This window comes from Chitinophaga dinghuensis, assembly GCF_003259435.1.
In the GTDB taxonomy this organism is placed as follows: Bacteria; Bacteroidota; Bacteroidia; order Chitinophagales; family Chitinophagaceae; genus Chitinophaga; species Chitinophaga dinghuensis.
In genome coordinates this window covers 1-25,963 of sequence record NZ_QLMA01000014.1, presented here as the reverse complement: position 1 = coordinate 25,963, position 25,963 = coordinate 1, and the positions used below count along the sequence as shown (strand labels likewise).

Here is a 25,963-nt window from a genome sequence, read left to right as displayed (position 1 = left end):
AGTTCATACAAATAAAAAGAGTCACCATTGGTGACCCTTTTTATCTTAAGCAATACCTGCATTGCCTGAAAAAACTTCACAGGTAATCAGCCATATCTATGAAAACCCATATTGAAAATAAGATATACATATGATATTATCTATGCTTTCCCGTCAACGACGAAAATTACCTTGTGAATGCACAAAAAAGCCGGTTAAGCGCAAGCTAACCGGCTTTTAAATATCATTAAAAAATATAAATTAAAGATTAATCACACCCTTTAACTGAGTGAAGAACTCTTCTTTTTTGCGGGAAGAGATAGGAATATTTTTCTGATCGCTCATGACAACGGCAGTACCGAGGCCTTTAATAATTTTAACGATGTGGTGGATATTGATCAGGAAAGATTTATGTACGCGATAAAATCCTTTATCGGAGAGCATTTCTTCGTATTCTTTCAATGATTTGGAGATCAGATGAGACACGTTATTGATCAGCTGAATTTTGGTATAGCTGTCGAATGCTTCACAATAGATAATATCTTTCAGGTCAATTACATTGTAGCCGTCGTTAACGGGGATTACAATTTTAGAGAAGGCATTGTCATTGTTCTTTACATAGTCTTTCAGGATGGAGGCTAATTCATTCAAACGCCCTTTCTTACTTTTCTTCACCTTTTCCAGCGCATCTTCTACTTCACTTACTTTGATTGGTTTCAGCAGATAGTCGAGGGCTGCAAATTTGATGGCTTGCAAGGCATATTCCTGAAAGGCTGTGATGAAAATTACTTCAAAATTCAGTACAGGGAACATTTCCAGCAACTGAAAACCGTTATGCGGAGGCATCTCGATATCCAGGAAAAGTACATCAATGGGGTTGTTTTTAATCATTTCTGCCGCCTCATGGATATTCTGCGCTTCTCCCACTACAGTGACATCCTTACAGTAATTCTCAAGGATATTTCGCAAAATATGAATGTTGCGGACTTCATCGTCGACAATGGCAGCTTTTATATTACTCATAACATCTTAACAATGGGAATCAGGATTTCAACTAAGGTACCTTCCTTATTGCCGAAACCCGATTTAAATTTATCAATAATTTCTAACTTTCCAACACTTCCATTAAAAGATTTTATAATCTGCAATCGCTCCTTAATCACGCTCAGCGCGGTTGATTCGTGTTTTACCAGTCTTGTACTTTTCAGGGTATTGGACTTATCCCATCCTATTCCATCATCATCAACAGAGCAATATAACAGGTCATCCACCATTTCCAGTCTTATTTCCAGGCAGCCGCTGCTATTCTTCGGCGCCAGTCCGTGTTTGATCGCATTTTCCACAATTGGTTGAATGATCATAGGCGGAATATAGATGGTATAGTCCTTCAGGGATTCCTGGAGGATGAATTTATAACTAAATGAATGTGCAAAGCGTATTTTCTCCAGTTCCAGGTACCTGGTGAGGAAGGCTATTTCCTCTTCCAGAGAGATATACGATTTCCTGGAATTATTCAACATCTGCCGCATCAGTGTGGCAAAGTCGGCCAGAAAATTCAATGCTTGTTTTTCTTCTTTTTCCAGAATCAGGTGTTGTACTGAATTGAGCGAATTAAAGATGAAGTGTGGATTCATCTGGTTCGTCAGGGCTTTGGCTTCCAGCTCTGCGATTCGCCGGTTATATTCTGTCTTTCTCTTTTCTGATTGCTTGATTCTGCGTACAATATAGCGTAAGATAAAAAGAATTACCAGTAATCCCAACAGCAGTAGTATTCCTCTTGCCCACCATTGCTGGTACCAGCGCGGTAGAATGCTGATATTGAGGTTCAGTGGCTGACTCCAGTCGCTCTTATATTTCCGGGCACGCACCATCAGTTTGTACGTTCCTGGCTGCAGGTCTGGGAACGGAATGATATTAGACATCGTCGTTACCCAACCGGTAGTACTGTCGCCGGAGAAATTATACTGATATTCCACCTGATCCGGCAGATCGAAAACAATTGTACCGAATTCCGCTTCAAAAGAGGCTTTCCGCTGGTACAGATGAATGAAATCCTTTGCCGGCATGAAGGTACTATCGCCATACCGGATATTACTGAGATAAATTACCGGTGGTACAGAATCTACAGGGAGATTATTCCCCTTGAAATAGCATAAGCCATTGGAAGTGGCGATATACAGCATGTCATCATCGGAATAAACGCCTCTGATATCGTCCGACATGAGGCCATCATTGGAGGTGATATTCCGGACAATCTGCTGATTTGTTACATCGATTACGCTGACTCCTTTGTTCGTAGCCACATATAATTTACCGACGCCATCGTAGTAGAGTTGCTGGCAGATATCAGAAGCCAAACCGTTGGCTGTAGAAAGATGCCTGACCACTGAATCATGATGCATCACATAAATCCCCTGATCGCTGGTGCCTATCCAGAGGAATCCGTTAATCCATTTCAGGTCCTTGATGCTTTGTTTCAGGTGGGTATTATTTCCTGGTCTTACCAGTTGCCGATTGTTATCTGAGCAGTAATACAGTCCGTTATTGGTACCAACGAAATAAGTAGAATCATCAACAGAAGCGATGGAGGAAACCACCATATCCAGATCGGGGATCACATAATTGTTATCCAGTGATATGACTTCATTCTTTGCAGCGATGCGGATTTTTCCGGAAGGGGAAACGTCCACATCTTTCAGCATTTTCACAGAACGCAACAGGCTGGGGCGCTGCGTGAGGGTGTTGAACTGAAACAGCGCATTATCTGTGGCGATGAGTACATTATTTTCTTTGTAAGGCAGAATGGAGAGCAGGCTGTTTCTGCCGGTGGTGGTATCCAAAGTGAACTGGCGAATAGTGCCTTGTGCATCCATTGTATTAAGAATACCGGCGTTCTGACCTATCAGGAGCAGATCTGTTTTTTTGTCTTTGCAGATACTGAAGATAGAGTGAGAATAAAGTCCGTTGGTATTATCGAGATAGCTGAAATAAAAGTTTTTATACGGAATATAGTACACCCCATCTCCGAATGTAGTTATCCAGATATTGCCATCCCGGTCTTTCAGCAGGGAGGTGATGTAGTGATTTTCCAGGAGCCGGGTTACTTTCCGTTCTCCTTTGAAGAAATTCTTGATGAGGTAGAGGGCGCGTTGGGTACCTACCCAGAGATTATCGTTATCGAGGCAGATATCGCTGATATCTTCCCTGATACCCCATTCCGGGCCGTTAAAGAAGCTGATGGCATCTTTAAAGCGGAAAGAATAGAGACTGTTTTTCAGGATGACTACCGGATGTTTGTTAATGCGGCTGCGGAATTCCGGATCATCTACCGGGAAAGGGGGAACGGAGATAATTTTTTGATCAGGGTTATTGGGGTCTTTCAAAGTTTCCAGCCGGAAGGCGGATTGTAACGGGTGGAAGATACTGTCGCGGGCGAGGAGGAAGCGGACATCGCTACCGGAGAGGCCTTGTTTATCGTAGGTTATTTTCTTCCCGTTATATAGCAGGCTTCTGTTGTTGGAGTTGAGGAACCAGATTGGGTTTCCGCTTGCTCCTTCGAAGGCATACTGAAGATAATGACCATGTGAATTGAAGGCAAGGGTGGTATCGTTTTCTTCGTTGTGGATGACGTTATTGAAGTAGAAGGAAGGTTTCCCGTTGAGGGTGAAGAACCATACCCGGCCTTTGGAATCTGCGGTAAGTTTGACCACATCATTATCTGTCAGGCCATCTTTTTTAGCGTAGTTGCGGAAGCGTTTACCATCGAACTTACTAACGCCTGTGGGTGTGGAGAACCAGATAAACCCATCTTTATCTTGTACCGCAGCATAAACGGTGGCATTTGCCAGTCCGTCTTTTACGTTGAAGTTACGGATCATCAGGCCCTGTGCGCGGGCTACCGTACTAACACAAAAGATGGCCAGCATCCAAAACAATATGTAACGGACAGAGGGCATCGGATAAATTTACTGGTTTTCTTTTGGAATGAGGGAAAGAAATTAAAAATAATTACAATGAGTGAATTTACACTCATTGTAATTATTTCCTGAATGCATATAGGGATGCACTCTGTTATTAGTAAGCTCTTGCGAACAATACTCTTTCCTTTGAAGGTTTGCCGGTGAGTATGCAAACGCCTTCTTCCTGCGGATTATTCAGCGGAATACAACGGATAGTTGCTTTGGTAAGCTCTTTAATTTTCTCTTCCGTTTCGCTGGTACCATCCCAGTGGGCGCTTACGAAACCTGCTTTTCCATCCAGTACTTGTTTGAATTCTTCGAAGGTATCTACGCGGGTGATGTGTTCATCGCGGTAGGATTTAGCCTTGTTGAAGAGGTTCTGCTGAATTTCTTCCAGGAGGTCCTGAATGCGTTGTGCCAGGCCTTCCAGTGGCAGTGTTTCTTTCGTTTTATTATCGCGGCGGGCTACTTCAGCAACGCCGTTTTCAATATCTCTTGCACCGATAGCGATACGAACAGGTACGCCTTTCATTTCGTATTCTGCGAATTTCCAGCCTGGGCGGTTATTATCGCTGTCGTCGTATTTCACGCTAACGCCTAATTTCTTCAGGTCGGCGATGAGGGTGTTTACTTTTGCATCGATGTTTGCTTTCTGTTCTTCTCCTTTGAAGATAGGCACGATCACTACTTGCAGCGGAGCGATTCTTGGAGGCAGTACCAGACCTTGGTCGTCTGAATGCACCATGATGAGGCCTCCGATCAGGCGGGTAGACACGCCCCAGGAGGTAGCCCATACGTATTCCAGTTTATTTTCCTTGTTGGAAAACTGTACGTTGAATGCTTTGGCGAAGTTCTGACCGAGGAAGTGAGAGGTACCAGCCTGGAGGGCTTTACCATCTTGCATCAGCGCTTCGATACAATAGGTATCTACGGCGCCGGCAAAGCGTTCGTTGGCTGTTTTCACGCCACGTACCACAGGAACTGCCATATAATGCTCTGCGAAATCCGCGTATACATTCAGCATCTGGGTCGTTTCTGCTACCGCTTCTTCAGCAGTAGCGTGTGCCGTGTGTCCTTCCTGCCAGAGGAATTCGGCAGTACGTAGGAACAGGCGGGTACGCATTTCCCAGCGAACTACGTTGGCCCATTGGTTGATGAGCAGTGGCAGATCGCGGTATGACTGAATCCAGTCTTTATATGTATTCCAAATGATGGTTTCAGAAGTAGGACGAACGATCAGTTCTTCTTCCAGTTTGGCTTCGGGGTCCACTACTACGCCGCCGCCATTCGGGTCATTTTTCAGGCGGTAGTGGGTTACTACTGCACATTCTTTGGCAAATCCTTCGATGTGCGCTGCTTCTTTACTGAGGAAGCTTTTGGGGATAAACAGCGGGAAATAAGCGTTCTGGTGACCGGTTTCTTTGAATTTGCGGTCCAATACATCGCGCATTGCTTCCCATAAAGCAAAGCCGTATGGTTTGATAACCATACATCCTTTTACGGCAGAGTAGTCTGCCAGTCCACCTTTCAGCACTAAGTCGTTATACCATTGGGAATAATCAGCTGAACGAGCGGTGATCTCTTTACTCATAAATAAAATGTCTAATTTATATTTCCTTATATTTAAACAAAAAGTTTGTAAAATTATCCTGATATAAAATTTTTCCTATATCAAGAAAATTAAATCATAGTCTGGCGTAATATTTGACTAATATTCAAAAAGAAAATGCTACAAACCTACATGAAAATCATAAAGCAGCAAATAGTTGCAACAAAATAATATAGAAGGGGTTGTATATTGTAACTTTGTTCAGCTAAAATCCGTTTAAATAAAGTAGATTTACAGTACAGATCACGCATAAAATATATTTCAAATGAAACCTATATCATATTTTTTCATTTTGGCAGGAACATTAGCTCTCGGGGCTTGTTCCAGCACGTATAGGTCTATGTCCACGCCTGATGATGTATACTATTCTCCCCGTCAGCAACAGAACCCTGCCTATGCCGGTAATTATTCCAATGGCAATTCCCGCCAGGATGATAATACCTATAGTACAGTACCTGCAGCAGACGATGGTGATGGTTCTTATGTAACTTACAGTGATGAGCAGGGTGACTACGAACGTCGCCTGGATCGCTTCGGAAGCGGTGGCAGTGGTTACAGAGGCAGTTACATGGACGGTTATTATGATGGCATGTCTGCCAGTGGCTTCAACTATGGTATGAGCTATGGTATGGGTTACGGCATGGGCTATGGAATGGGTTATCCTTATTCCAGCTTTGGATATGGCTACAGTCCTTACTGGGGTTCTTCCTTTGGTCTTGGCCTCGGTTGGGGATACGGTGGATTTTACAGTCCATGGAGCTATGGCTACTATGGTGGCGGTTGGGGTTATCCTTACTATGCATACAATCCATACTACTACCCATACTATGCGGGCGGTTACTATGGCCACGGCGGTTATGGCGGTTACTACAGCCGTTCTACCTACGCGCCTATATACAACAGGGTAAACAACAATTATAATCGTCCTGCACGCAGTGGTAATATGGCCGGCGGTTCTATGCCACGTCCGGACAGAGGCGGTTATCAGCCAATTGGTAACAACACTGGTTATGGTCGTCCGAGCAGAGTGAACTATCAGCCTTCCAATAATAACGGCGGCGGATATACGACTCCGGCTTCCACAGAAAGACCTCGCAGGGTATTCCAGCAGTCTCCAAGTGAAAGACCAGTTTACCAACCTAGCAACAATAACGGATCTTCCCGTCCTTCCCGCGTGGAATACAGCAGACCTCAGAGTCAACCTAGTTATTCTCAGCCTAGCTACAGCGCTCCAAGCGGCGGTGGCGGTGGCGGTGGCGGCGGTGGCCGAGTAGGCGGCGGCGGTGGTGGAGGCGGCAGCCGTCCATCCAGAGGTGGTCGTTAATAAAACATATTGTGATAAGCGTAGCCTCAAAAACTACGCTTATCTTTTCTACCCACATACGAATTGCACGTTGAAGAACGTTTTTAGCCAACATGACCCGTTAGGTTAAGCAAAGAGAAAGTACCTGCATTTCTATTTTAAGTATTAATTTATGATCAAGAGCATCTATCCTCTTCTGGGAGGGTTGTTATTAACTGTTTCCGCTATGGCGCAGTCTCCCACAGACGCACTGATGATTTCCAATCAGCAGCCAAGTGGAACAGCCAGAACGCAAGCATTAGGAGGCGTATCTGTAGGATTAGGAGGCGACTTTTCATCCGCATTTTCCAACCCGGCCGGTATCGGCATTTTTAAAACCGGCGAGTTTCTCATCTCCGGTGGCGTTGGCATCTCCAAAAATACCACTTCCTATCTGCCCAGTGCAGATCCATTAGATATGAAAGGTAGCCGCACCAATTTCCAGGTGCCCAACCTCGGCCTCGTATTTGCCTCCAACAGAGCATCCGGGCCTAATAGCTGGAATAACTTCTCTTTCGCTATCGGTAGCAACCGCCAGGCGAATTTCAATAACAGAATCAACATCGGCGGAGTGACTAGCTCTACTTCCTATACGGAATACTGGATAGATCAACTCTGGGCCGCAGGCTTCAACCCGATGGACCCTTCTTATACGCCTACCGGCGCAGGCTTAGCCTTTAAACAAGGTCTGATTCATCCTTACATCAACAGTAAAGGTGAAACCGACCTGCTTTCAGAAGCCTCTCCGGTTCGCCAGACCGGCGGTCTCGCCTCTATCTATCAACGCGCATCACTGGATACAAAAGGTGGCGTGAATGACTATACCTTCGCATTCGGCGCCAATTACGGCGACAGACTATACATCGGTGCAGGTTTAGTGGTTCCAAGCGTAAACTACCAGGAAACACTCTCCGTTTCGGAAGATGATAATACCGGTAATCCGAATAACAACTTCAAATATTTCGATTACAACCAGTATACTAAAATATCCGGACTCGGTATTGCTGCCAATATCGGTATCCTCTACAAAATCACAGACAGATTCCGCATCGGCGCGAACTTCCGCACTCCTACCAAATACAGCATGAACATCACACAAGGTGGCGACCTGGGCTCTGATACGGAAGGCTGGGGCGGAAAGAAATACAATACCGCCGGCGATTATAGTCTCCTGAAAGATTATAGCTACGATCTGACAGCTCCGCTCCGACTCAGTGGTGGTGCTTCTTATTTCTTCGGAAATCTGAAAGATCCGGATGCCGTAACCGGTTTCCTGGCGGCCGACTATGAGTATGTCAACCATAGCAAATCCAAATACAACTTCGCTGATGATAAAGCAGGCGCACGTTCTGTAAATGATGCCATCGGCTTCCTCTACAGAAGCGCTTCCAACTTCAAAGTAGGCGCGGAAGTGAAATTTGCCCGCATCTTCGCTGTACGCGGCGGTTTTGCACAGTTTGGCAATCCTTACTCCAACGACAGTTACAACATGAGCGTGGATGCTTCCCGCAAAACATATAGTGGTGGACTAGGCGTACGGACTAAAGGGATCTATGTAGATCTGACTTATAGCTATACGCAGGGTAAAGATTTCTATCAGCTGTATACTACTGATATTGCGGATTATTATCCTCCTGCTGCAATGGTGGACTTCAAGAGAAGTAATATCATGGCGACTGTAGGGTTTAAATTCTAAGATTTTAGCGGATGTCTAACAAAAAAAGGGATGCCTTCGGCATCCCTTTTTTTGTGGGCGCTCACGCGCGGTGGGCTCGCGCCGCCAATAAAATTTGAATGCGATTGAACATTCTTTAGGGCGATAACACGCAGTGAGAGCAAGCCGACAAGAAATTGCGTATGTCGTAGACCGTCCTTTGGGGGTGATAACACGCGGTGAGAGCATGCCGACAAGAAATTGCGTATGTGGTAGACCGTACTTTGGGGGTGATAACATGCGGTGAGAGCAAGCCGACAAGGAATTGCAAATGTGATAGACCAGTCTTTGGGGGTGATAACGCGCGGTGAGAGCAAGCCGACAAGGAATTGCGTATGTGGTAGACCAGTCTTTGGGGGTGATAACGCGCAGTGAGAGCAAGCCGACAGGAATTGCAAATGTGGTAGACCGTTCTTTGAGGGGTGATAACGCGCGGTGAGAGCAAGCCAACAAGGAATTGAGAATACAGTAGACCGTTCTCTGGGGGTGATAACGCGCGGTGAGAGCAAGCCGACAAGGAATTGCCAATGTGGTAGACCGTTCTTTGAGGGGTGATAACGCGCGGTGAGAGCAAGCCGACAAGGAATTACCAATGTGGTAGACCGTTCTTTGAGGGGTGATAACGCGCAGTGAGAGCAAGCCGACAAGGAATTACCAATGTGGTAGACCATACCTCGTGGGTGCTCGCGCCGCCTTAAGACGTTTTCGTGAAAGCTAAAGCTGTCCTGTTACCCAGTTTTCTAACTCATCTCCTTCTCTGGAATCAAACCAGGTGTATTCTTTGTCTTTACGAAACCAGGTCAGCTGACGTTTGGCATATTGCCGGGTATGTACTTTAATATCTTCTAAAGCCTGTTCCAATGACAGCTTGCCATCCAGGTAGTCAAAGATTTCTGTGTAACCTACTGTACGCAGGGCATTATGATTACGATAAGGCAATACCGATTTCACTTCTTCCACCAATCCGGCAGTCGCCATCAGATCCACCCGCTTGTTGATATTCTCATGGAGCAGTTCCTTGGGCAAAGTAATAGCTATTTTGATGATGCGAAAATCGCGTTGTCGTTTAATGGCTGTACGGAAAGTGCTGATAGATTTTCCGGTTGCTTCTAATACCTCTAAGGCACGAAGCAAACGGGCAGGATTTTGCACTTCTGCAATGGCATAAAAATCAGGATCTCTGCGTTGAATTTCCTCCTGGAGCCAGGAAAGTCCCTGCGCTTCATACTGAGCCATGATGGCTTGTCTGACAGCTGCCGGTATTTCCGGCATATCATCTATTCCTTCTGCGAAGGCCCGGATGTATAAGCCGGTGCCACCGCACATAATGGCCACATCGCTGGACTTGAAGATTTCCTGGCAGTATTGAAGGGCCAGTTTTTCATACATGCCTGCGTTGACTTCTTCCCGGATACTGTGGGAATCAATAAAATAGTGAGGCACTGCCGCCAGCTCTTCCTGAGATGGCTTCGCAGTGCCTATACTAATTTCTTTATAACATTGCCTGGAATCTGCCGATATCACCGAGGTATTGAACAGTTTGGCTAAGCGTATAGCCATGGCCGTTTTTCCTGATGCGGTGGGTCCGGCAATTACAATGACTGTTTTTTGCATATTAGAACATCAAATCGTCCTCTGCTCCCATCTCTTCTGCCTGGTCGCCGCCCATGGAGTCTTCTTCACCTTCCTCACCAAATCCTTCTTCATCCATTCCTTCTTTATTGAGGTCGTATTTTTCTTCCATTTCTACCAGCTTATCCCCTACGAGGCCTTTGGTACCATATTGACTAGGGGCCAGACCTTCCTTGCGAACGCAGGTAGGATAAGTGATTTTTATATTCTCCTCTTTGGAAACACCGATTAATTCCACCAAAAAGCTCCAGTTTTTGGCAAAATCATACACATAAATAAATTTCTGGTTAGGGTCCTTTACTGCGGCGCCTATCGGGGTTTCAGACATAAGCAATGGTTCTGCCTTACGGGGGGTTTTATCCATTTCCAGGATAATCTCCCTTCCGCGCTGCCAGTTGTCATTACTGCGGAAAAAAGTCGCTTTATGTTTGGAGTCGAATTCGAATGCTTGCAGGATTGCCTGATGAAATTGTAAAAACGTTTGAGTAGGCTTGATAGCAATATCTCTGTAAACGCTTTCATCTTCTTCCCAGTAAACTCTGAATTTCAAAACCGGCATGACAATAAGTTATAAGTTAGATAAATATATAAAGGTTTAACGCTCAATGTCGCGTAATGTTGTTACTCATTACGCAATAGCTATGTAATGTAAAAATACCAATTTTATTTTACAGGGGTTAAGTTGAAAGATTTTGCTTTTTCCAACATAAACGCATACGCTGCATCATAAGTATTCGGGATTTCTCCATCCAGGATAGCCTCTCTGATAGCCGTTTTCAGCTCTCCTACCACACGGCCTGGCGAGAGTCCGAAGATCTCCATAATCATTTCGCCGGTTACCGGAGGTTGCCAGTTGCGGATACGATCGGATTCTTCTACTTCCTTCATGCGGGCGCGTACCAGTTCAAAATTCTCGAGGTAGCGCTTCACTTTCACTCTATTCTTGGAGGTAATATCTGCTTCGCATAGCAGCATCAGTCCATCGATATCATCTCCGGCATCAAACAGCAATCTACGAATAGCCGAGTCCGTGATATTCTCTTTTGTCAATGAAATCGGGCGCAGGTGGAGCTCTACGAGTTTTTTCACCAGTCGCATTTTATCTCCCATTGGCAATTTAAATTTGCTGAAGATACGCGTAACCATTTTACCACCCAGCGCATCGTGGCCGTGGAAAGTCCATCCATGGCCTGGTTCGAACTTCTTGGTGGCAGGTTTCGCAATATCGTGCAGCAATGCCGCCCAGCGCAACCAGAGGTCGCGTGTATTTTGAGCGATATTGTCTACCACTTGCAGGGTGTGATAGAAATTATCTTTATGTCCTTTCCCTTCTTGCATTTCTACGCCCACCAAATCTACCATTTGTGGGAGGATAATTTTCATCAGTCCGGATTTATACAGCAAATCCAGTCCTACGGAAGGTTTGGGGGAAAGCATTATCTTATTGAATTCATCCGTGATTCTTTCCTGGGAGATAATGCGGATTCGTTCCGCATTCTCCTGGATAGCGGCAAATGCTTCAGGGACGATGGTAAACTGCAGCTGGGAGGCGAAGCGGATGGCTCGCATCATGCGCAGGGGGTCGTCGCTGAAGGTTTGGGAAGGTTCCAGCGGCGTACGGATAATTTTGGCCTCGAGGTCTTCCATGCCGTTGAAGGGGTCCAGCAGCGAGCCGTAATCTTCTTCACGGAGACTGATAGCCATAGCGTTGATAGTAAAATCGCGGCGGTTCTGATCATCCTGGAGGGTACCTTCCGTTACTTCCGGATTACGGGATTCCTGGCGGTAGCTTTCTTTGCGGGCGCCGACGAATTCGATTTCCAGTTCATTCCATTTCACCTGTGCGGTGCCATATGTTTTAAAGAAGCTGACAGGCACCTTATCGCCCAGCGATTCAGCTACTTTGTGTGCCAGGGCAATACCATCTCCCACGCACACGATATCCATATCTTTTGTTCTTCTTCCAAGGATTTTATCGCGCACAAAGCCTCCTATGAGATAGGCGGGCAGACGCAGATCCTTAGCTGCCAGCGCTATCTTTTCCAGTATTTTCCTTTCCTGCAAAGAGCAGGGAATATCCATTGGCTTGTTGCTAATCATATAGTTATAATCCGGTTAAATGTAGTTCCTTTCGCTAAAACCAGGGCGCAAATGTAAGAAATAACGCCTTTAGTCGCGAATTACGGTTATACTACCATCCTGGTGGATGCGGATAATCCGGCTGGCAGTATGCGTTGCATCCTCCTGCTGGCGGTACTTTACCACATAATCTACTCCATTCACAATTTCCGGGTTTACCTGGGAAAAGGTGGCAGGAGATGGATCACCGCTGAGATTAGCAGATGTGGAGACCAGCGGTTTTCTTAATCTTTTAATGAGATGCCGGCAAAACTGGTCTTGTACGATCCTTATGGCAATGGTGCCATCTGCATTGATCACGTTGGAAGCCAGGCCCAATGCGCCTTCATAGATCACTGTGGTGGGTTTTGTAAAGCCGCCGATGATTTCGGCCATATCAGGACGGGGATTGGCTACATAATGCAGCAGATCCCGGATATCAGCCAGGAGTACTACGAGACTTTTACTCTCCTCTCTTTGTTTGAGTTGGAAAACCTTTTTCACAGCGGCTTCGTCTGTGGCATCGCAGCCGATGCCCCAGATGGTGTCTGTAGGGTATAGGATTAGTCCTCCATTGCGTAGTACCGGCAATGCGGCGCTGATATCATCTTCAAAAATCTCCATTCACCTGGTTATTTCAGTTTATAATAGACGTTCATCATGGCTGCTGCACATTTTTCAGCGGTAAATCGCTGTGCATGCTGCCATCCTTTTTGACGTAATTCTTCTGCCAATGCTGGCTGGTGTTGTATTTGCTTCATGGCTCCCGCGATACTGGCCGTATCTAAGGGGTCCACGTAGAGGGCCGCCGGACCGGCTGTCTCCCCAAAACAAGATCCTGTGGACGTAATGACTGGCGTACCGCTCCATAACGCTTCCAGGATAGGAATCCCAAAGCCTTCAAAGAGAGAAGGATACACTAAAGCCACCGCCCCCTGATATAGCAAAGGTAATTCAGCATTTGCCAATCGGGCTTTTTCATTGAGAAAAATTACCTGATCAGTCATATTATTGGCTGCCAGCCAGGATTGTACCTTCTTCTTATAGGCCGACCCACTGCCCAACACGACCAGCGGCAGCCTGTCAGCTCCACGGAGTGTATGCATGGCCGTTACAATACCCAGCAGATTTTTCCTTTCGATTAAAGAACCTACATACAGGAAATACTTCTCTGGCAACTGATAACGGGTACGCAGGGCCTGGATCTCTTCAGGGCCATGGATTTGCGCGAAAGCCGGATCACAACTCTGGTAGACCACATCAATTTTCTCCGCCGGCGTTTTATAGTAAGTAATGAGATCCTCCTTGGTTTGTTCGCTGATAGCCACTACCCTATCCGCATACTGGCAGGCGTAGCGGGCCTTCCGGCGATAAGTCACGACATCAATCGGATTATATTGGCTCGGATACCTTTCAAAAATCAGGTCATGCATCGTAACAACCGATTTCACACCAGATGTATGTATCCCGAATGGTATTTCATGACTCAGGCCATGGTAGATATCAATGCCGGTCTGGGCCAGCTCATCTACTACAAACCGGCTCCGCCAGGCCGATTTAAACCAGCGATGGATCGCTTTTTCCGGAGTGACGAGGTGTAAATCGGGATGATTCTTCCATGAATACATGGTTGTTTCCCGGGGCGCGAAAAGGTAATAATCGTTTTCAGGATAGCCCAGAACCAGGGAATCTATCAGGCTACGGCTGTAATTTCCCAGGCCGGTGTTGTTTTGAAAGGCGCGTTTAGCGTCAAATCCGATTTTCATGGGCGCAAATTAATATTTTGCTCGCAAAGGACGCAATGGGGCAAAGGACGCAGTGAAATAGTGTTTTTGCTCGCAAGCTCGCTGGTGCGATTTTTTTGCAAGCGGAGTAGCGGGGATGGTTTTGCTCGCAGAGCAGCAAGGCAGCAAAGCAGCAAAGAATTTATCGAATCCGATCTTAAAAAAATGTTCTGTACAACAGTCAGTGCATACCGAAATGACAAAAAACATGACCTAAGTCTTTGCTGCAATGCTGCTCTGTTGCTCTGCGAGCAAAAATCCAGCGCCGTACAACAGCCATTGCAGGCCGAAATGACCAAACAACATAACATTAGCCTTTGCTGCATTGCTGCTCTGCGAGCAAAAATCCAGCGCCGTACTACAGCCATTGCAGGCCGAAATGTCCAAACAACATAACATTAGCCTTTGCTGCTTTGCTGCATTGCTGCTCTGCGAGCAAAAATCCAGCGCTGTACAACAGCCATTGCAGGCCGAAATGTCCAAACAACATAACATTAGCCTTTGCTGCTTTGCTGCATTGCTGCTCTGCGAGCAAAAATCCAGCGCCGCAGGCGCTCCTTTCCACCGCACAATTGCATGAGACGAAAATTCGCATTATGTTTGCAAAAAATTTAAATAGACGATGGATTTACAACAACAAATACTGGCAGCCTGGGCGGATCGCAGTCTGTTACAGGAAACCGTATATTCAGATGCAGTCAAAGCGGTGATTGAAGCGGTTGACAAAGGACATCTGAGAGTTGCAGAGCCTACATCCAACGGCTGGAAAGTGAACGAATGGGTGAAACAGGCTATCCTGATGTATTTCTCCATTCAGCCAATGGAAACCATGGAGCTGCCTCCGTTCGAGTTTTACGATAAAATGAAGCTGAAGACCAATTATAAGGATCTGGGTGTAAGAGTTGTTCCACATGCAATTGCTCGTTACGGCGCCTATATTGCAAAAGGTTGTATCCTGATGCCTTCTTATGTAAACATCGGCGCTTTCGTAGACGAAGGTACTATGGTGGATACCTGGGCTACTGTTGGATCTTGCGCGCAGATCGGTAAGAACGTTCACCTGAGTGGCGGCGTTGGTATCGGTGGCGTATTGGAGCCGCTGCAGGCTAGTCCTGTAATCATCGAAGATGGTTGCTTTGTAGGTTCCCGTTGTATCGTAGTAGAAGGTGTGATTGTGGAAAAAGAAGCGGTACTGGGTGCAAACGTAGTGCTGACACAGTCTACCAAAATCATCGATGTAAGCGGTCCTGAACCAATTGAATACAAAGGACGCGTACCGGCTCGCAGCGTGGTTATTCCTGGTACTTATACCAAGAAATTCCCTGCTGGCGAATACCAGGTTTCTTGCGCACTGATCATTGGTCAGCGTAAAGCTTCCACAGACCTGAAAACCAGTCTGAATGATACCCTGCGCGAATTTAACGTAGCAGTATAATTCAACTTAAGATATAAAATCCCTGTACAGTTCGCTGTACAGGGATTTTTTTATGGAGACACGTGTCAGTCTGTCTTCAGATTCTTCACCGGATTTGCGAGAGCAGCCTTGATGGATTGTGTACTGACAGTCGCGATAGCAATCAGTAAAGCTATCAATCCGGTGCCTATCAATACAACAGGGTTTATTGCGATATGAAATTCATATTTTTTCAACCAGTTGTTCATCATCCAACTGGCAATAGGCGATGCGATGGTGCAAGCCAGTAATACCATCCAGATAAATTCCTTTGACAATAGCATCCAGAGATTCATAACAGAAGCTCCCAGGGCTTTGCGAATACCTATTTCCCTCGTTCTTCTTTCTGCCACATACATGGCTAGTCCGAATAAACCCAGACAGGAAATCAATATGGCTAAAACCGAAAATATGATGGCCAGTTTACCTGCTTGCTTTTCTGTGGCGAACTTCTTGGCAAAATCCTGATCAGTGAAAGTGTAAGCAAAAGGTACGGCAGGATCATATTTTTCGAAAATTGGTTTCAACGTATTCAGCGCTACCGCTGTATTTACATTTGGTTTTAAACGCAAGAGCACAGCGTTCGGATGGTCTGTATTGAAGAGGAAAACCAATGGTGATATGGGTTTGAAAGGATCGGTGAGAAGTACATCTTTTACGATACCGATGATGGTCCAGCGGCGATTGCCTTCTGCGATAGTTTGTCCCAGTGGATTTTTAAACCCGAGTATTTTTGCTGCCGCTTCATTGATGATCACACCACTTGAATCGGTGCTGTAATTTCTTCGGAAGGCATGACCATCCGTAAATTGGAGTCCTACTGTTTTCTCGAAATCAAAATCTGTCATGATGACGTCCAGCGCGATATTTGCGGCGGGGTCCTTTCCTTGCCAGGTGAAATCGCTCCAACTGTTGTACAGTGTTGTCATTGGTTGCGATGAGCGCGCCACTGATTCCAGGACATTCGTCTCCATTAATTCATTCTTCAGCGCATCATAATTCTTTCTCAAATCATCGCTGGCCTGTACGTTGATCAGGTTCATGGCATTATATCCCGGATTCCGCTGCTGACCATATTTTACTTGTTGAAAGATGATCACGGTGCAGATAATCAATATACAGGAAATGGAAAACTGCGTAACCACCAACACGCGGCGGAACCAGGTAGCGCCGCCTGGAGCGCGCCAGGAGCCTTTCAATACCGCAATGGGTTTGAAGGCCGACAAATACAATGCTGGATAAAGGCCGGAAATAAAACCGGTGGCGATGCATATCAGCAGCATTACTGCCAGTAACTGCACATTAAAAGCATCCAGGTGTATGTGTTCAAAACCAAGGTCGCGGATAAAAGGATAAATCAGTATCAATAGCAGAACAGACGTGAGGAAGGCCAGTACAGACGTTAACAGCGATTCCACCATAAACTGTACCCAGAGCTGTTTGCGGGTAGATCCGGCAGATTTCCGCACGCCTACTTCGCGGCTTCGTTTCTCGGATCTTGCAGTGGTGAGATTCATGAAATTCATACAGGCCACCAGCAGTACGAAGATGCCTACTAACAGGAATAATCGCACGTAGGTAATGCGTCCGCCTATATTTTTCCAATTGGCATAATCGCTGTACAGATGCCAGCGAGGGAGTGGTTGAACGGTGAAGAACTGGTCTTTGGTTTCAGGCACTTTCTGCGCCAGAAGTCTTTCTATTTTCTCTGTGAAAGTTGCCATAGACGTACCTTCACGTAACTGGACCAGACTTAGCAGAACGTTGTCTCCCCATGATAATCCCCGCTCATTAAAATGTTGTTGCGCAGCAAAGAAATCAAAGTTGACGAGGAAGTCGAAGTTAATAGATGAATTTTCAGGAACATCTTTCGCGACACCTGTAATCACCATATCGTAGGTATTATCCAGTCGCAATGTTTTGCCGATGACGTCCAGGGAGCCGAACAGCGCTTTCGCAGTAGCAGCAGAAAGGATGATATTATTCTGATCTTTCAGTGCGGAGGAGATATCGCCACTCAGGAGTGGAAAGGAAAACATGCGGAGAAAATCCGCATCTGCGAACATCGCATTTTTACGGAATTTGTTATTATTTACGAGCAGGCTATGATCTGCTGAGTAGAACGTGCGGGCTGTATATTCCACTTCGGGAAAGCTGTTTTTCAGCTCCTGGTATAGTGGCAACGGTGTGGCCTGAAAAGTAGTTTTTACGCCGTTGAACTGCACATTTCTCATGATCATGGCGATACGGTCCTTATGTTGATGGAATGTATCAAAGCTCCGTTCATAGTGTACCCACATATAAACGAGCAGGGCGAAAGTCATACCAGTGGCGAGGCCGAAGATATTAATAAACGAAAGGACCTTATTTTGCAGCAAGTGACGCCATGCAACTTTCAGATAGTTTACCAACATAAAGGAGTATTTAGGGTATGTCGCCAACAAGAATACCAGAAATGCGAACACTTATCTATCAGCGTATTATGGAAAGATACTGGCAGATAAGTGTTCGCTAAGGGTCAGAGTATGTCCGGATGCGGACATTAAAATTATATTTTTCGGAAGACAACAATTCCATTGTGTCCGCCGAAGCCAAACGTGTTGCTGAGCGCCACTTTGACGTCTTTCTCCACCGCGTTACCCAGGACTATCCGGAGGTTGGAAGGTATTTCCGGATCGAGGTTCGTGGTATTGATGGTTGGAGGAATTATATGTTTATCGATACTCAAGATAGCGGCAATGGCTTCAATTGCCCCTGCAGCGCCCAATAAATGCCCTGTCATGGATTTCGTAGCGCTTATGAACAGATGATCCGGATCATTGCCGAAAAGGCGTGTAATCGCTTTTATTTCGCTCAGATCACCTACAGGAGTACTGGTAGCATGTGCATTGAGATAATCTACGTCTGTAGTATTGAGGCCAGCATCTTCCAGGGCGAATTTCATGGCCTGGAAGGCGCCGAGTCCTTCCGGGTGGGTGGCAGTCATGTGGTAGGCATCTGCTGTCATGGCAGCACCGGCTACTTCTGCATAGATTTTAGCGCCGCGGGCTTTTGCATGTTCGTATTCTTCCAGGATGAGGGCGGCGCCGCCTTCTCCCATTACGAATCCGTCTCTTTCGGTATCGAAGGGTCTGGATGCTGCGGTAGGATCATCATTTCTGGTGGACATGGCTTTCATGGCGCAGAAGCCGCCTACAGAAGCGGGCGTGATGGGAGCTTCGGAGCCGCCGGTAATCATCACTTTTGCTTTGCCGAGGCGGATATAATTCAGCGCATCCATGATAGCGGTGTTGGAGGTAGCGCAGGCAGATACCGTGGTATAGTTAATACCCATCAGGCCATACTTCATAGAGATCATACCTGAAGCCATGTTTGCTATGAGTCGCGGTACAAAGTAAGGGCTGAACCTTGGCGTCATGCCGCCTTGCACATATTCCGTTACCTGTTCTTCGAAGGTTTGCATACCACCCTGGCCACTGCCCCAGATAACGCCGGTATCAAAAGGATTCATGGCAGAGAAATCGATACCTGCATCGGCGACCGCTTCTGCGGCTGCAGAGAGGGCGTATTGGGTGAAGGGATCTGTTTTACGCAGTTCCGCTTTATCGAGGGTAAGGGAAGGATCATAGTTTTTCAGTTCACAGGCGAACCTGGTTCTGAATTTAGAGGGATCGAAGCGGGTGATGGTAGCAGCGCCGCTGGCGCCGGCGATCAGCTGGTTCCAGAAAGTGTTTACATCATTTCCGAGCGGCGTAACAGCACCTAGTCCGGTAACTACAACTCTTTTCATAGTAATGGTTTTAGGGGATTAAGTCATCCAGTAGCTGGCGACTAATCCGGGTAAATATTTCGGGTCCGAGCACACGCGACATGAGCAGGGAAGCTTGGAGATTCGTCATTATCATTAGCGCGCGGTCTATCGCTTCTCCGTGGAAATGGAGTTGTTTGTGTTTGCGTCCATTTTCGAGGGTATGCGAGAGCCAATGGAGGATGTCTTCCGCCATTCCCTGTACTTCCAGTTGCATTTCAGGCGCCAGGGTATTGTAGTCGGTCGACAGAGATCCCATCAGGCAGATGTTTCCGGCATGGCAATGTTTGCGGAAGACCTCAATGAGATGTTGGAGTTGTTCTTGTTCAGGGAGTTTTTTCCATTTGGCGATATTGGTGGCGAATTTGTTTCTTTCGTGTTGGATTACGCCGATACCCAGATCTGCCTTAGCGGGGAAATGGTAGTGAACGGCTGCATTTTTCATGTCGAACGGTTCTGCGATATCCTTATAGGAGAAGGCGTTGAAGCCGCGTACACGAATTAGTTGGTCTGCGAGGGAGACCATTTTTTCTTTTGTTTCAGACATAATATTTAATACTCACGCCACAAAAATACTTACTTACTAGTAAGTAAGCAAATTAAACTCATTGTGGTCTTTTTTAAAAAATATTTGGTAGAATAAAATGTATTCCTATCTTTGCAGCCCTGAAACACAAAAATCAGTTGCCCAGATGGCGAAATTGGTAGACGCACTGTGTTCAGGTCGCAGCGCTCGCAAGGGTGTGCTGGTTCGAATCCAGTTCTGGGCACTAGAAAAGGTTGTAAGTATTGAACTTACAACCTTTTCTTTTTTATCTCAATTCCGTTCCTATCTACATTTCTCCGCTTTCTCCCACTGCTGTTGGTTCTATAATGCTAAATAATGTATGCCGACCTGTGCATTCAGCACCGAAAACTCAAAGACGGGTTGAAAGAGGATTTCTGATTATCGGGAGTGGGACATCATCACTTTTTGGATTTGGGCTTTGTTTGCATTAGTGCATAATACGATGATGTGAAAGCAGAAAGGCTTTTGTAGCCCACCATATGCGCAATCTGGCTTAGGGTATATTGTTTTTTATCAATAAGTTCTATGCTTTTTAAAATTCGGATGAGCTGCATATATTTTTGGAGTGTTATGTTGGTTTCCTGCTTAAAAATGCGCTGTAAGCTGCGAACAGACATTTTTGCCATATCCGCAAGCTCTTCAGTATCAAAATTATACTGGTAATTCTTATTGATATGATTACAAACGGGTATCAACCGAATATCGGTGGGAACAGGGATTTGCAAAGAACCGCTTTCATCGCAGAAGTATGGCAGGCTGCTGAGCATAGCGTTCAGAAAAACAGACTTTTCTTCGTCTTCTGTAAGCAGCTTATTCCACTTGGAAGCATACAATAACATTTCCTTTAATACAGCAGGAGCAGAAAAAACGTGTATATTCTGATAAAACCCCTGGGCAGGAACGGTCTTAAACAGTACCACTCTTAGGTTAACAGTTTTAGCGGCTGATGTTGCCCGGTGTCTTACGTCTGAAGGTATCCAAATAACGTGATTTTGAGGCACGAGATAGATGTTTTTATCAATGTGAAAATATTGATAGCCTGTTTCCACATAAGTTAACTGGCAACGTTGGTGGCTGTGTTCATAGTCGTCGTGCTGCCAGTTCTCTTCAAACCAGATATAGGCATCGCTCGGTATATCATCTGTATATTGGCCGGCGTTTTTTTCAGTAAGTCCACACTTCAGCTTGGCGTTCTGCATATCATTTTTGGCAAAGTTAATAAAAACGTCATAAGTAATTTTGCATGCAGATACAGTTAGATATGAAAAAATTACGTTTCCTTTTGATAGGCGTGCTATCAATATTAATGATTAATATAGCTATGGCACAGGAAAATAAAGCAAGCATTTTGGTTCTTATCCATTCGGATAACGGTGGCACTTACGAAATGGCAGAGGAACTGGCAAGAGGCATAGAAAGCGAGGGCAATGCAAAGGCCATTATCAAACAAGTCAAAGCCTCGCAAAATCCCAAATTAAAAGATATTCCTGTTGCTTCTATAAATGAACTTGCAACCTATGATGGCATTGCCTTTGGCTCACCTGTATATTTTGGAAACATCAGTACAGGAATGAGCGAGTTTCTTGCAAAGACGGTTGATTTGTGGTCAAACCACGCTTTAGAGGGGAAACCTGCAACTGTTTTTATGTCGTCAGGAAGCGGAGCCGGAAGAGAACTGGCGATGCAATCGTTCTGGAACAGTCTTGCTGTACACGGTATGGTTATCGTTTCCAATGGTATTCGGGGATATGAAAATATCGACAAAACGATTCCGCAAGGCAATACAGTATTGGGAACCACAAGCCTCACTTCACTAAAAACAGTAGAAAGACCAAGCCAAAGCGAACGTTATCTTGTAGCATTGCAAGGCAAGAATTTTGCAAAGGTTTCATTGGCATTAAAGGGCAGTCAATCAGCAAGCGCACTGCATAACGTATCCATCAATGAAAAAGCGGCAGATATTAACGAGGTATTAAAGCAAAAGAACATCATATTACCATCCTTGCCAAAGCCAGTAGGCAATTATCAGTTGTATAAGCGTTCGGGCAATTTGGTGTACATAAACCAGGTGGCGTTGAAAGACGGTAAGATTGTAAATCCTGGCAAATTGGGTGTTGATGTAAACGAAGAGCAGGTAAAGGAATCCACACGGCTAACAATGCTGAACGTGCTGTCTATCTTGAAAGAAGCCGTAGGCGGAGATCTGAACCGGGTAAAACAATGTGTGCAGCTTGTGGGTACATTCAATACGACAGACACCTTTACCAAACACGCAGATCTGATGAATACCGCCTCTGACCTTACGGTAGAAGTATTCGGAGAAAAAGGCAAACATACTCGGAATACGAGCGGAGCTAATTCATTACCTGTGGGTTCGTCGGTTTCCATTCAGGCAATTTTTGAAGTAGAATAATGAACAAATAAAATTTAGAACCAATGATAAAAGTATTTATAGCCGGGGCTACCGGTTGGGCAGGTTCAGAATTGAGCAAAGGTGTTTACCACCAAGCGGGAATGGAATTGGTTGGCGGGTTATCTCGCTCTCAAAAGGGTGGAAACCTAGCCGAAATCCTCCATCTGGAAAGTAAGGAAATCCCAGTGTTTGAAACCATCGAAGAAGCACTGGAGCAAGTGGATTTTGATGTGCTGGTCGAATTCACCAAACCCGATATTGCCAAGACCAATATTCTCTCGGTTCTGAAAAAAGGGAAACGGGTTGTTGTAGGAACCTCCGGCCTGACGGACGAAGATTATACCGAAATTAACCAGGCGGCTAACGATAACGATACATCGGTACTGGCAGCGGGAAATTTTGCCATTACAGTAGTGCTGCTACAAAAGTTTGCCGAAATCGCTGCAAAGTACATTCCTCATTACGAAATCATAGATTTTGCAAGCGATAGCAAAATAGATGCACCAAGCGGAACGGTCGCGGAACTAGCCTACCGTTTATCGCAGGTGCAGAAACCCGAAATAAAAGTACCAATTGATAATACCGTTGGGAACAAAGCAACAAGAGGTGCTAGCATCAACGGTGTGCAGGTACATTCATTAAGACTTCCTGGTCACGTAATTTCTGTTGAAACAATTTTCGGCCTGCCGGACGAAAAGCTTACAATAAGGCACGATGCAGGTACGAGTGCTGAACCTTATGTAAAAGGTGCTTTACTCGCCATCGAAAAAGTAGGTACGTTCAAAGGATTGAAAAGAGGATTAGATACCGTAATGGAATTTTAATACGTAATAATCTTCGTTCGCCCATAACATCGGTTAGCCCGATATTGGGCGAGATAATGACAACCCTGCATCTGAATAGCCTGCAAGGAAGTTTACTGACATCCATTCCTTTGACTGTATTTGCAGGTTGCCCTATCCTGGTCAGCAAACTGACAGGAAAAACCAATTCCGGAGATAACCAGCTGGTTGAGATTCCAGTTCTGGGCACGAAAGTAAAAGGTCGGAATCAATTCCGACCTTTTACTTTTTAAGTACTTCCAAATCCTTTACTGGTAAGGTGATCAGCTCTAGTTAATGGTTAACCTCAATGGTTCGATAATCGTTTTTATCAAAAAGACAGACCGCGGCTGCATTTTCATATTTCTGAAAAAGGTGCTTGCTCCCAGATTCACCTGAAGGCCGGCTTACACAGCAGTGAGATGTATGGAGCCTCCCCATGCTGCCACATTCCACAACAAGATTATTTAAAAATATTTGATTCTTCCCGTACAAGCAAAACCACATCTGCCAATTCTGATTGTCAAATTTTGTTCTACATTTTTTAATTAGCAATCCTACCAAAAAATTCTTTTTACCACAAATAATTCCTTAAATTAGTAATCTTTAAAACACCCCTAAAAACCACTTATTATGGCAAGAACAAAAGAACAAGACCAAAAACTGGCTAACTCTTTAGGTATTAGTTATGAAGAGTTACAGCAGACAGAATGGGAACTTTTTGTAGTTGTGGATGATGGTAATAATATAGTAGAAATACCACTTGAGGTAATTGTCAGATTTGGTGAAAAATCACCTAAACATATCTTGGCTAAGATTAAAGGTCTTAATGAGGATAATGAGGTAAGCCTCTCACCAGCAGCTGCAGGTGAATAATTACTTTCTGGCATTTTGCCAGTATCTTACAATAAGGATGCTGGCAAAATATCAAAACTTCTATTACTTTATTTCTCTAAAATTTGACCCCTCTGAAAAACCTTATTTAAGCTGAATTGCCTTCATGTAATCTAAGTTTTTCTCTAAGGTTGCCCCTGCAAAACATGTCCCGAAATTTCTTGCAATCCCTAAATTTAAAACCTGTAGGCTGTATAAACTTTTTACTACCACTAGGAACTGGTTCGTTTATCTTCCAGTTCCGGGCACGAAAGTGGAAAGGTCGGAGATATCTCCGACCTTTCCTTTTTTCAAGTATTTCCAAATCCTTTACTGTAAAGGATATCAGGGATCAAGTAGAAAGATTGGGGGCAAGTCGTCAATTTTAATCATAACGTTTATACGTATAACCTCCCCTCCCATATATCTCTTATATCTCCATTAATTGTTCTGACAATATATGTTTATCTTCTACGGCAATATTTTTACCTATTACTTTTTCCAACGAATTCAAAAATGCAACAGCTTTATTCTTTTTATTTTGTTGCATATTGCTGGATGGAGCGGCAGTCTCTGGGAAATCAGGAATCATTAAGTCTTCGGAAGTGTTGGCACCATTGGCAGTATTAATGATGGTATCAGAAAGTCCTATGGGCACCCAGGTAAGGAGTCCGGGTATTTTCTGCTTATTCAGGTTATCATTGTTTAACTTATACATCCAACGGGTACCTCTTTTAAGGGGGATACAGATCGGGGTACACATCCATTGCCCTCCATCCATGCCATTGCCTTTAGCAGTTTTTACATAGGCGCCGGTTGCGACATACCAACAGGTGGCTCCTTCAAACCAAATGCCGATACTGGCATTATCGTATACAGGACCAAATGTAGCTCCTGAGCCAATATAAGCCGGAGGTGGTACAGTAGCCAGCAGAAAGCCATCGGCAGGGGCTATATTGATAATACCGGCAGGAGAAGTTTCATTGATATTTGCACGACTTCCTCGGCCAAACATATAGGCATCCGCATTACTTGTATTAAAGGAGTCCTGGCAAAATAACTTACCATTGATACCAACATTACCGGTAATGCTGCTATTAGGAGCGAAAATAGTGGCGGGCATCGTGAGGCTGTCAGTTACATTTACTCTTGACAACGTACTGAGATCTTGCACTGTGAGAAAGGAAGTGCGTACAGCATCGCTGACCGTTTGCCTGGCACTGAGTGTACCATTAACCCTGGCATCATTATATACTTCCATACTCTCCGGACTTAACACCGGGTTACTTACAGTAATGGTCAGAGAGCTATATGCAACCAACTGCCCTAAATACGCTACGAGCGTAAAGGTGGTAGCTGAAGCAATACCCTTCATCAGAAAGGTACTATCCTTACCTTCATAAACAGGTGTAGGATTAGCTTTTTCATAAACCTGATAGTAGGTGCCATTGCTACCCCACGAAAGATTGAATGGGGTATTGGATGGAAACTCTGAAACAGGTACAAATGTTCCATTAGGATCACGCGCTAAAAAGGTGCGGATGTATACATCCATTTCGTCTGTGTTAATCATTTGGATAGTGGTTATTTAGTAAAAAATGAGGAAAACTATAGTTGAATAAGTATTGCTGTGAGCTGCTTTTTAAGATCCGGAGGGAAGGTTTTTTCTAATGCTGTTTCCAAGGTTTCAATAAAAGAGGCTGCTGTTGTTGAAATGCCCCCAAAAGTTTAGACACTTTTGGGGGCATTTTTATGAGTGCAAGAAAGAAACACAGTTTTGCCTTTAAGGTAAAAGCAATCAGACTAGTGGAAAAGGGTCAGAGCATTATGTCCACATCGGATGACCTGGACATAAGCCCTCCATTACTATTAAAATGGTGGGATTACTAT

At 45.0% G+C, this 25,963-nt stretch carries 22 protein-coding genes and 1 tRNA gene; 10 read left to right on the top strand and 13 right to left on the bottom strand.

The window, feature by feature from the left end; genetic code table 11:
- Positions 1-240: 240 nt before the first annotated feature.
- The 3 genes from CLV59_RS28465 to proS all read right to left on the bottom strand — a co-directional run bounded on the left by CLV59_RS28465 (position 241) and on the right by proS (position 5,529).
- Positions 241-1,002 (bottom strand): LytR/AlgR family response regulator transcription factor, encoded by a 762-nt coding sequence (locus CLV59_RS28465; protein ID WP_111595513.1) that lies wholly within the window; start codon positions 1,000-1,002, stop codon positions 241-243.
- Positions 999-3,935, bottom strand: coding sequence for a sensor histidine kinase (locus CLV59_RS28460; protein WP_111595512.1), 2,937 nt, complete (start codon positions 3,933-3,935; stop codon positions 999-1,001). The genes CLV59_RS28465 and CLV59_RS28460 overlap by 4 nt, the downstream gene beginning before the upstream one ends.
- Positions 3,936-4,053: 118 nt before the next feature.
- On the bottom strand, positions 4,054-5,529 hold the full coding sequence (gene proS / locus CLV59_RS28455) for a proline--tRNA ligase (RefSeq protein WP_111595511.1): 1,476 nt from the start codon (positions 5,527-5,529) through the stop codon (positions 4,054-4,056).
- 283 nt (positions 5,530-5,812) lie between these two features.
- Between proS and CLV59_RS28450 the strand changes: the two genes are divergently transcribed.
- Positions 5,813-6,871 (top strand): hypothetical protein, encoded by a 1,059-nt coding sequence (locus CLV59_RS28450; RefSeq protein ID WP_146616348.1) that lies wholly within the window; start codon positions 5,813-5,815, stop codon positions 6,869-6,871.
- Positions 6,872-7,022: 151 nt separating this feature from the next.
- Positions 7,023-8,585 (top strand): OmpP1/FadL family transporter, encoded by a 1,563-nt coding sequence (locus CLV59_RS28445; RefSeq protein ID WP_146616347.1) that lies wholly within the window; start codon positions 7,023-7,025, stop codon positions 8,583-8,585.
- A gap of 732 nt (positions 8,586-9,317) precedes the next feature.
- On the opposite strand, the gene miaA is transcribed toward CLV59_RS28445, so the two are convergent.
- The 5 genes from miaA to CLV59_RS28420 form a co-directional block, all read right to left on the bottom strand.
- A complete protein-coding gene (gene miaA / locus CLV59_RS28440; RefSeq protein WP_111595508.1) occupies positions 9,318-10,217 on the bottom strand; it encodes a tRNA (adenosine(37)-N6)-dimethylallyltransferase MiaA in 900 nt (299 codons plus the stop codon).
- 1 nt (position 10,218) lies between these two features.
- Positions 10,219-10,794, bottom strand: a complete 576-nt coding sequence (locus CLV59_RS28435; RefSeq protein ID WP_111595507.1) for an IS1096 element passenger TnpR family protein — start codon at positions 10,792-10,794, stop codon at positions 10,219-10,221.
- A gap of 104 nt (positions 10,795-10,898) precedes the next feature.
- Positions 10,899-12,335: a CCA tRNA nucleotidyltransferase gene (locus CLV59_RS28430; protein WP_245950976.1), complete on the bottom strand. Its 1,437-nt coding sequence runs from the start codon at positions 12,333-12,335 to the stop codon at positions 10,899-10,901.
- Between the two features lie 69 nt (positions 12,336-12,404).
- The gene (locus CLV59_RS28425; protein ID WP_111595505.1) at positions 12,405-12,977 is read right to left on the bottom strand and encodes an L-threonylcarbamoyladenylate synthase; all 573 of its coding nucleotides are present in this window, start codon (positions 12,975-12,977) and stop codon (positions 12,405-12,407) included.
- A gap of 8 nt (positions 12,978-12,985) precedes the next feature.
- The gene (locus CLV59_RS28420; protein ID WP_111595504.1) at positions 12,986-14,119 is read right to left on the bottom strand and encodes a glycosyltransferase family 4 protein; all 1,134 of its coding nucleotides are present in this window, start codon (positions 14,117-14,119) and stop codon (positions 12,986-12,988) included.
- A gap of 397 nt (positions 14,120-14,516) precedes the next feature.
- Between CLV59_RS28420 and CLV59_RS28415 the strand changes: the two genes are divergently transcribed.
- Positions 14,517-14,717, top strand: a complete 201-nt coding sequence (locus CLV59_RS28415; protein WP_146616346.1) for a hypothetical protein — start codon at positions 14,517-14,519, stop codon at positions 14,715-14,717.
- A 42-nt stretch (positions 14,718-14,759) separates the two neighbouring features.
- Complete coding sequence (locus CLV59_RS28410; protein ID WP_111595502.1) at positions 14,760-15,572, top strand: 2,3,4,5-tetrahydropyridine-2,6-dicarboxylate N-succinyltransferase; 813 nt, start codon at positions 14,760-14,762, stop codon at positions 15,570-15,572.
- A 65-nt stretch (positions 15,573-15,637) separates the two neighbouring features.
- On the opposite strand, the gene CLV59_RS28405 is transcribed toward CLV59_RS28410, so the two are convergent.
- The 3 genes from CLV59_RS28405 to CLV59_RS28395 form a co-directional block, all read right to left on the bottom strand.
- Complete coding sequence (locus CLV59_RS28405; protein WP_111595501.1) at positions 15,638-18,004, bottom strand: ABC transporter permease; 2,367 nt, start codon at positions 18,002-18,004, stop codon at positions 15,638-15,640.
- Positions 18,005-18,138: 134 nt separating this feature from the next.
- Complete coding sequence (gene fabF, locus CLV59_RS28400; protein ID WP_111595500.1) at positions 18,139-19,380, bottom strand: beta-ketoacyl-ACP synthase II; 1,242 nt, start codon at positions 19,378-19,380, stop codon at positions 18,139-18,141.
- A gap of 10 nt (positions 19,381-19,390) precedes the next feature.
- Positions 19,391-19,945 carry a TetR/AcrR family transcriptional regulator gene (locus tag CLV59_RS28395; protein ID WP_111595499.1) on the bottom strand — a complete coding sequence of 185 codons (555 nt, stop codon included), beginning with the start codon at positions 19,943-19,945 and terminating at the stop codon, positions 19,391-19,393.
- 139 nt (positions 19,946-20,084) lie between these two features.
- Between CLV59_RS28395 and CLV59_RS28390 the strand changes: the two genes are divergently transcribed.
- Positions 20,085-20,168: transfer RNA gene (locus tag CLV59_RS28390), tRNA-Leu, on the top strand.
- Between the two features lie 196 nt (positions 20,169-20,364).
- On the opposite strand, the gene CLV59_RS28385 is transcribed toward CLV59_RS28390, so the two are convergent.
- Positions 20,365-21,165, bottom strand: coding sequence for an AraC family transcriptional regulator (locus tag CLV59_RS28385; protein WP_111595498.1), 801 nt, complete (start codon positions 21,163-21,165; stop codon positions 20,365-20,367).
- A 62-nt stretch (positions 21,166-21,227) separates the two neighbouring features.
- Here CLV59_RS28385 and CLV59_RS28380 point away from each other — a divergent pair, with 62 nt between their 5' ends.
- The 4 genes from CLV59_RS28380 to CLV59_RS28365 all read left to right on the top strand — a co-directional run bounded on the left by CLV59_RS28380 (position 21,228) and on the right by CLV59_RS28365 (position 24,076).
- Positions 21,228-22,379 carry an Atu1372/SO_1960 family protein gene (locus CLV59_RS28380; RefSeq protein WP_111595534.1) on the top strand — a complete coding sequence of 384 codons (1,152 nt, stop codon included), beginning with the start codon at positions 21,228-21,230 and terminating at the stop codon, positions 22,377-22,379.
- Between the two features lie 23 nt (positions 22,380-22,402).
- Positions 22,403-23,203: a 4-hydroxy-tetrahydrodipicolinate reductase gene (gene dapB, locus CLV59_RS28375; RefSeq protein ID WP_111595497.1), complete on the top strand. Its 801-nt coding sequence runs from the start codon at positions 22,403-22,405 to the stop codon at positions 23,201-23,203.
- Positions 23,204-23,259: 56 nt separating this feature from the next.
- Positions 23,260-23,454: a hypothetical protein gene (locus CLV59_RS28370; protein WP_111595496.1), complete on the top strand. Its 195-nt coding sequence runs from the start codon at positions 23,260-23,262 to the stop codon at positions 23,452-23,454.
- Positions 23,455-23,833: 379 nt separating this feature from the next.
- Positions 23,834-24,076 (top strand): hypothetical protein, encoded by a 243-nt coding sequence (locus CLV59_RS28365; protein ID WP_111595495.1) that lies wholly within the window; start codon positions 23,834-23,836, stop codon positions 24,074-24,076.
- A gap of 427 nt (positions 24,077-24,503) precedes the next feature.
- Here CLV59_RS28365 and CLV59_RS28360 read toward each other — a convergent pair whose 3' ends face one another.
- Positions 24,504-25,646, bottom strand: a complete 1,143-nt coding sequence (locus CLV59_RS28360; protein ID WP_111595494.1) for a hypothetical protein — start codon at positions 25,644-25,646, stop codon at positions 24,504-24,506.
- Positions 25,647-25,825: 179 nt separating this feature from the next.
- On the opposite strand from CLV59_RS28360, the gene CLV59_RS29540 reads away from it, so the two are divergent.
- Positions 25,826-25,963 (top strand): transposase (locus tag CLV59_RS29540; RefSeq protein WP_394336940.1); only part of this gene is annotated, 138 nt, incomplete at its 3' end.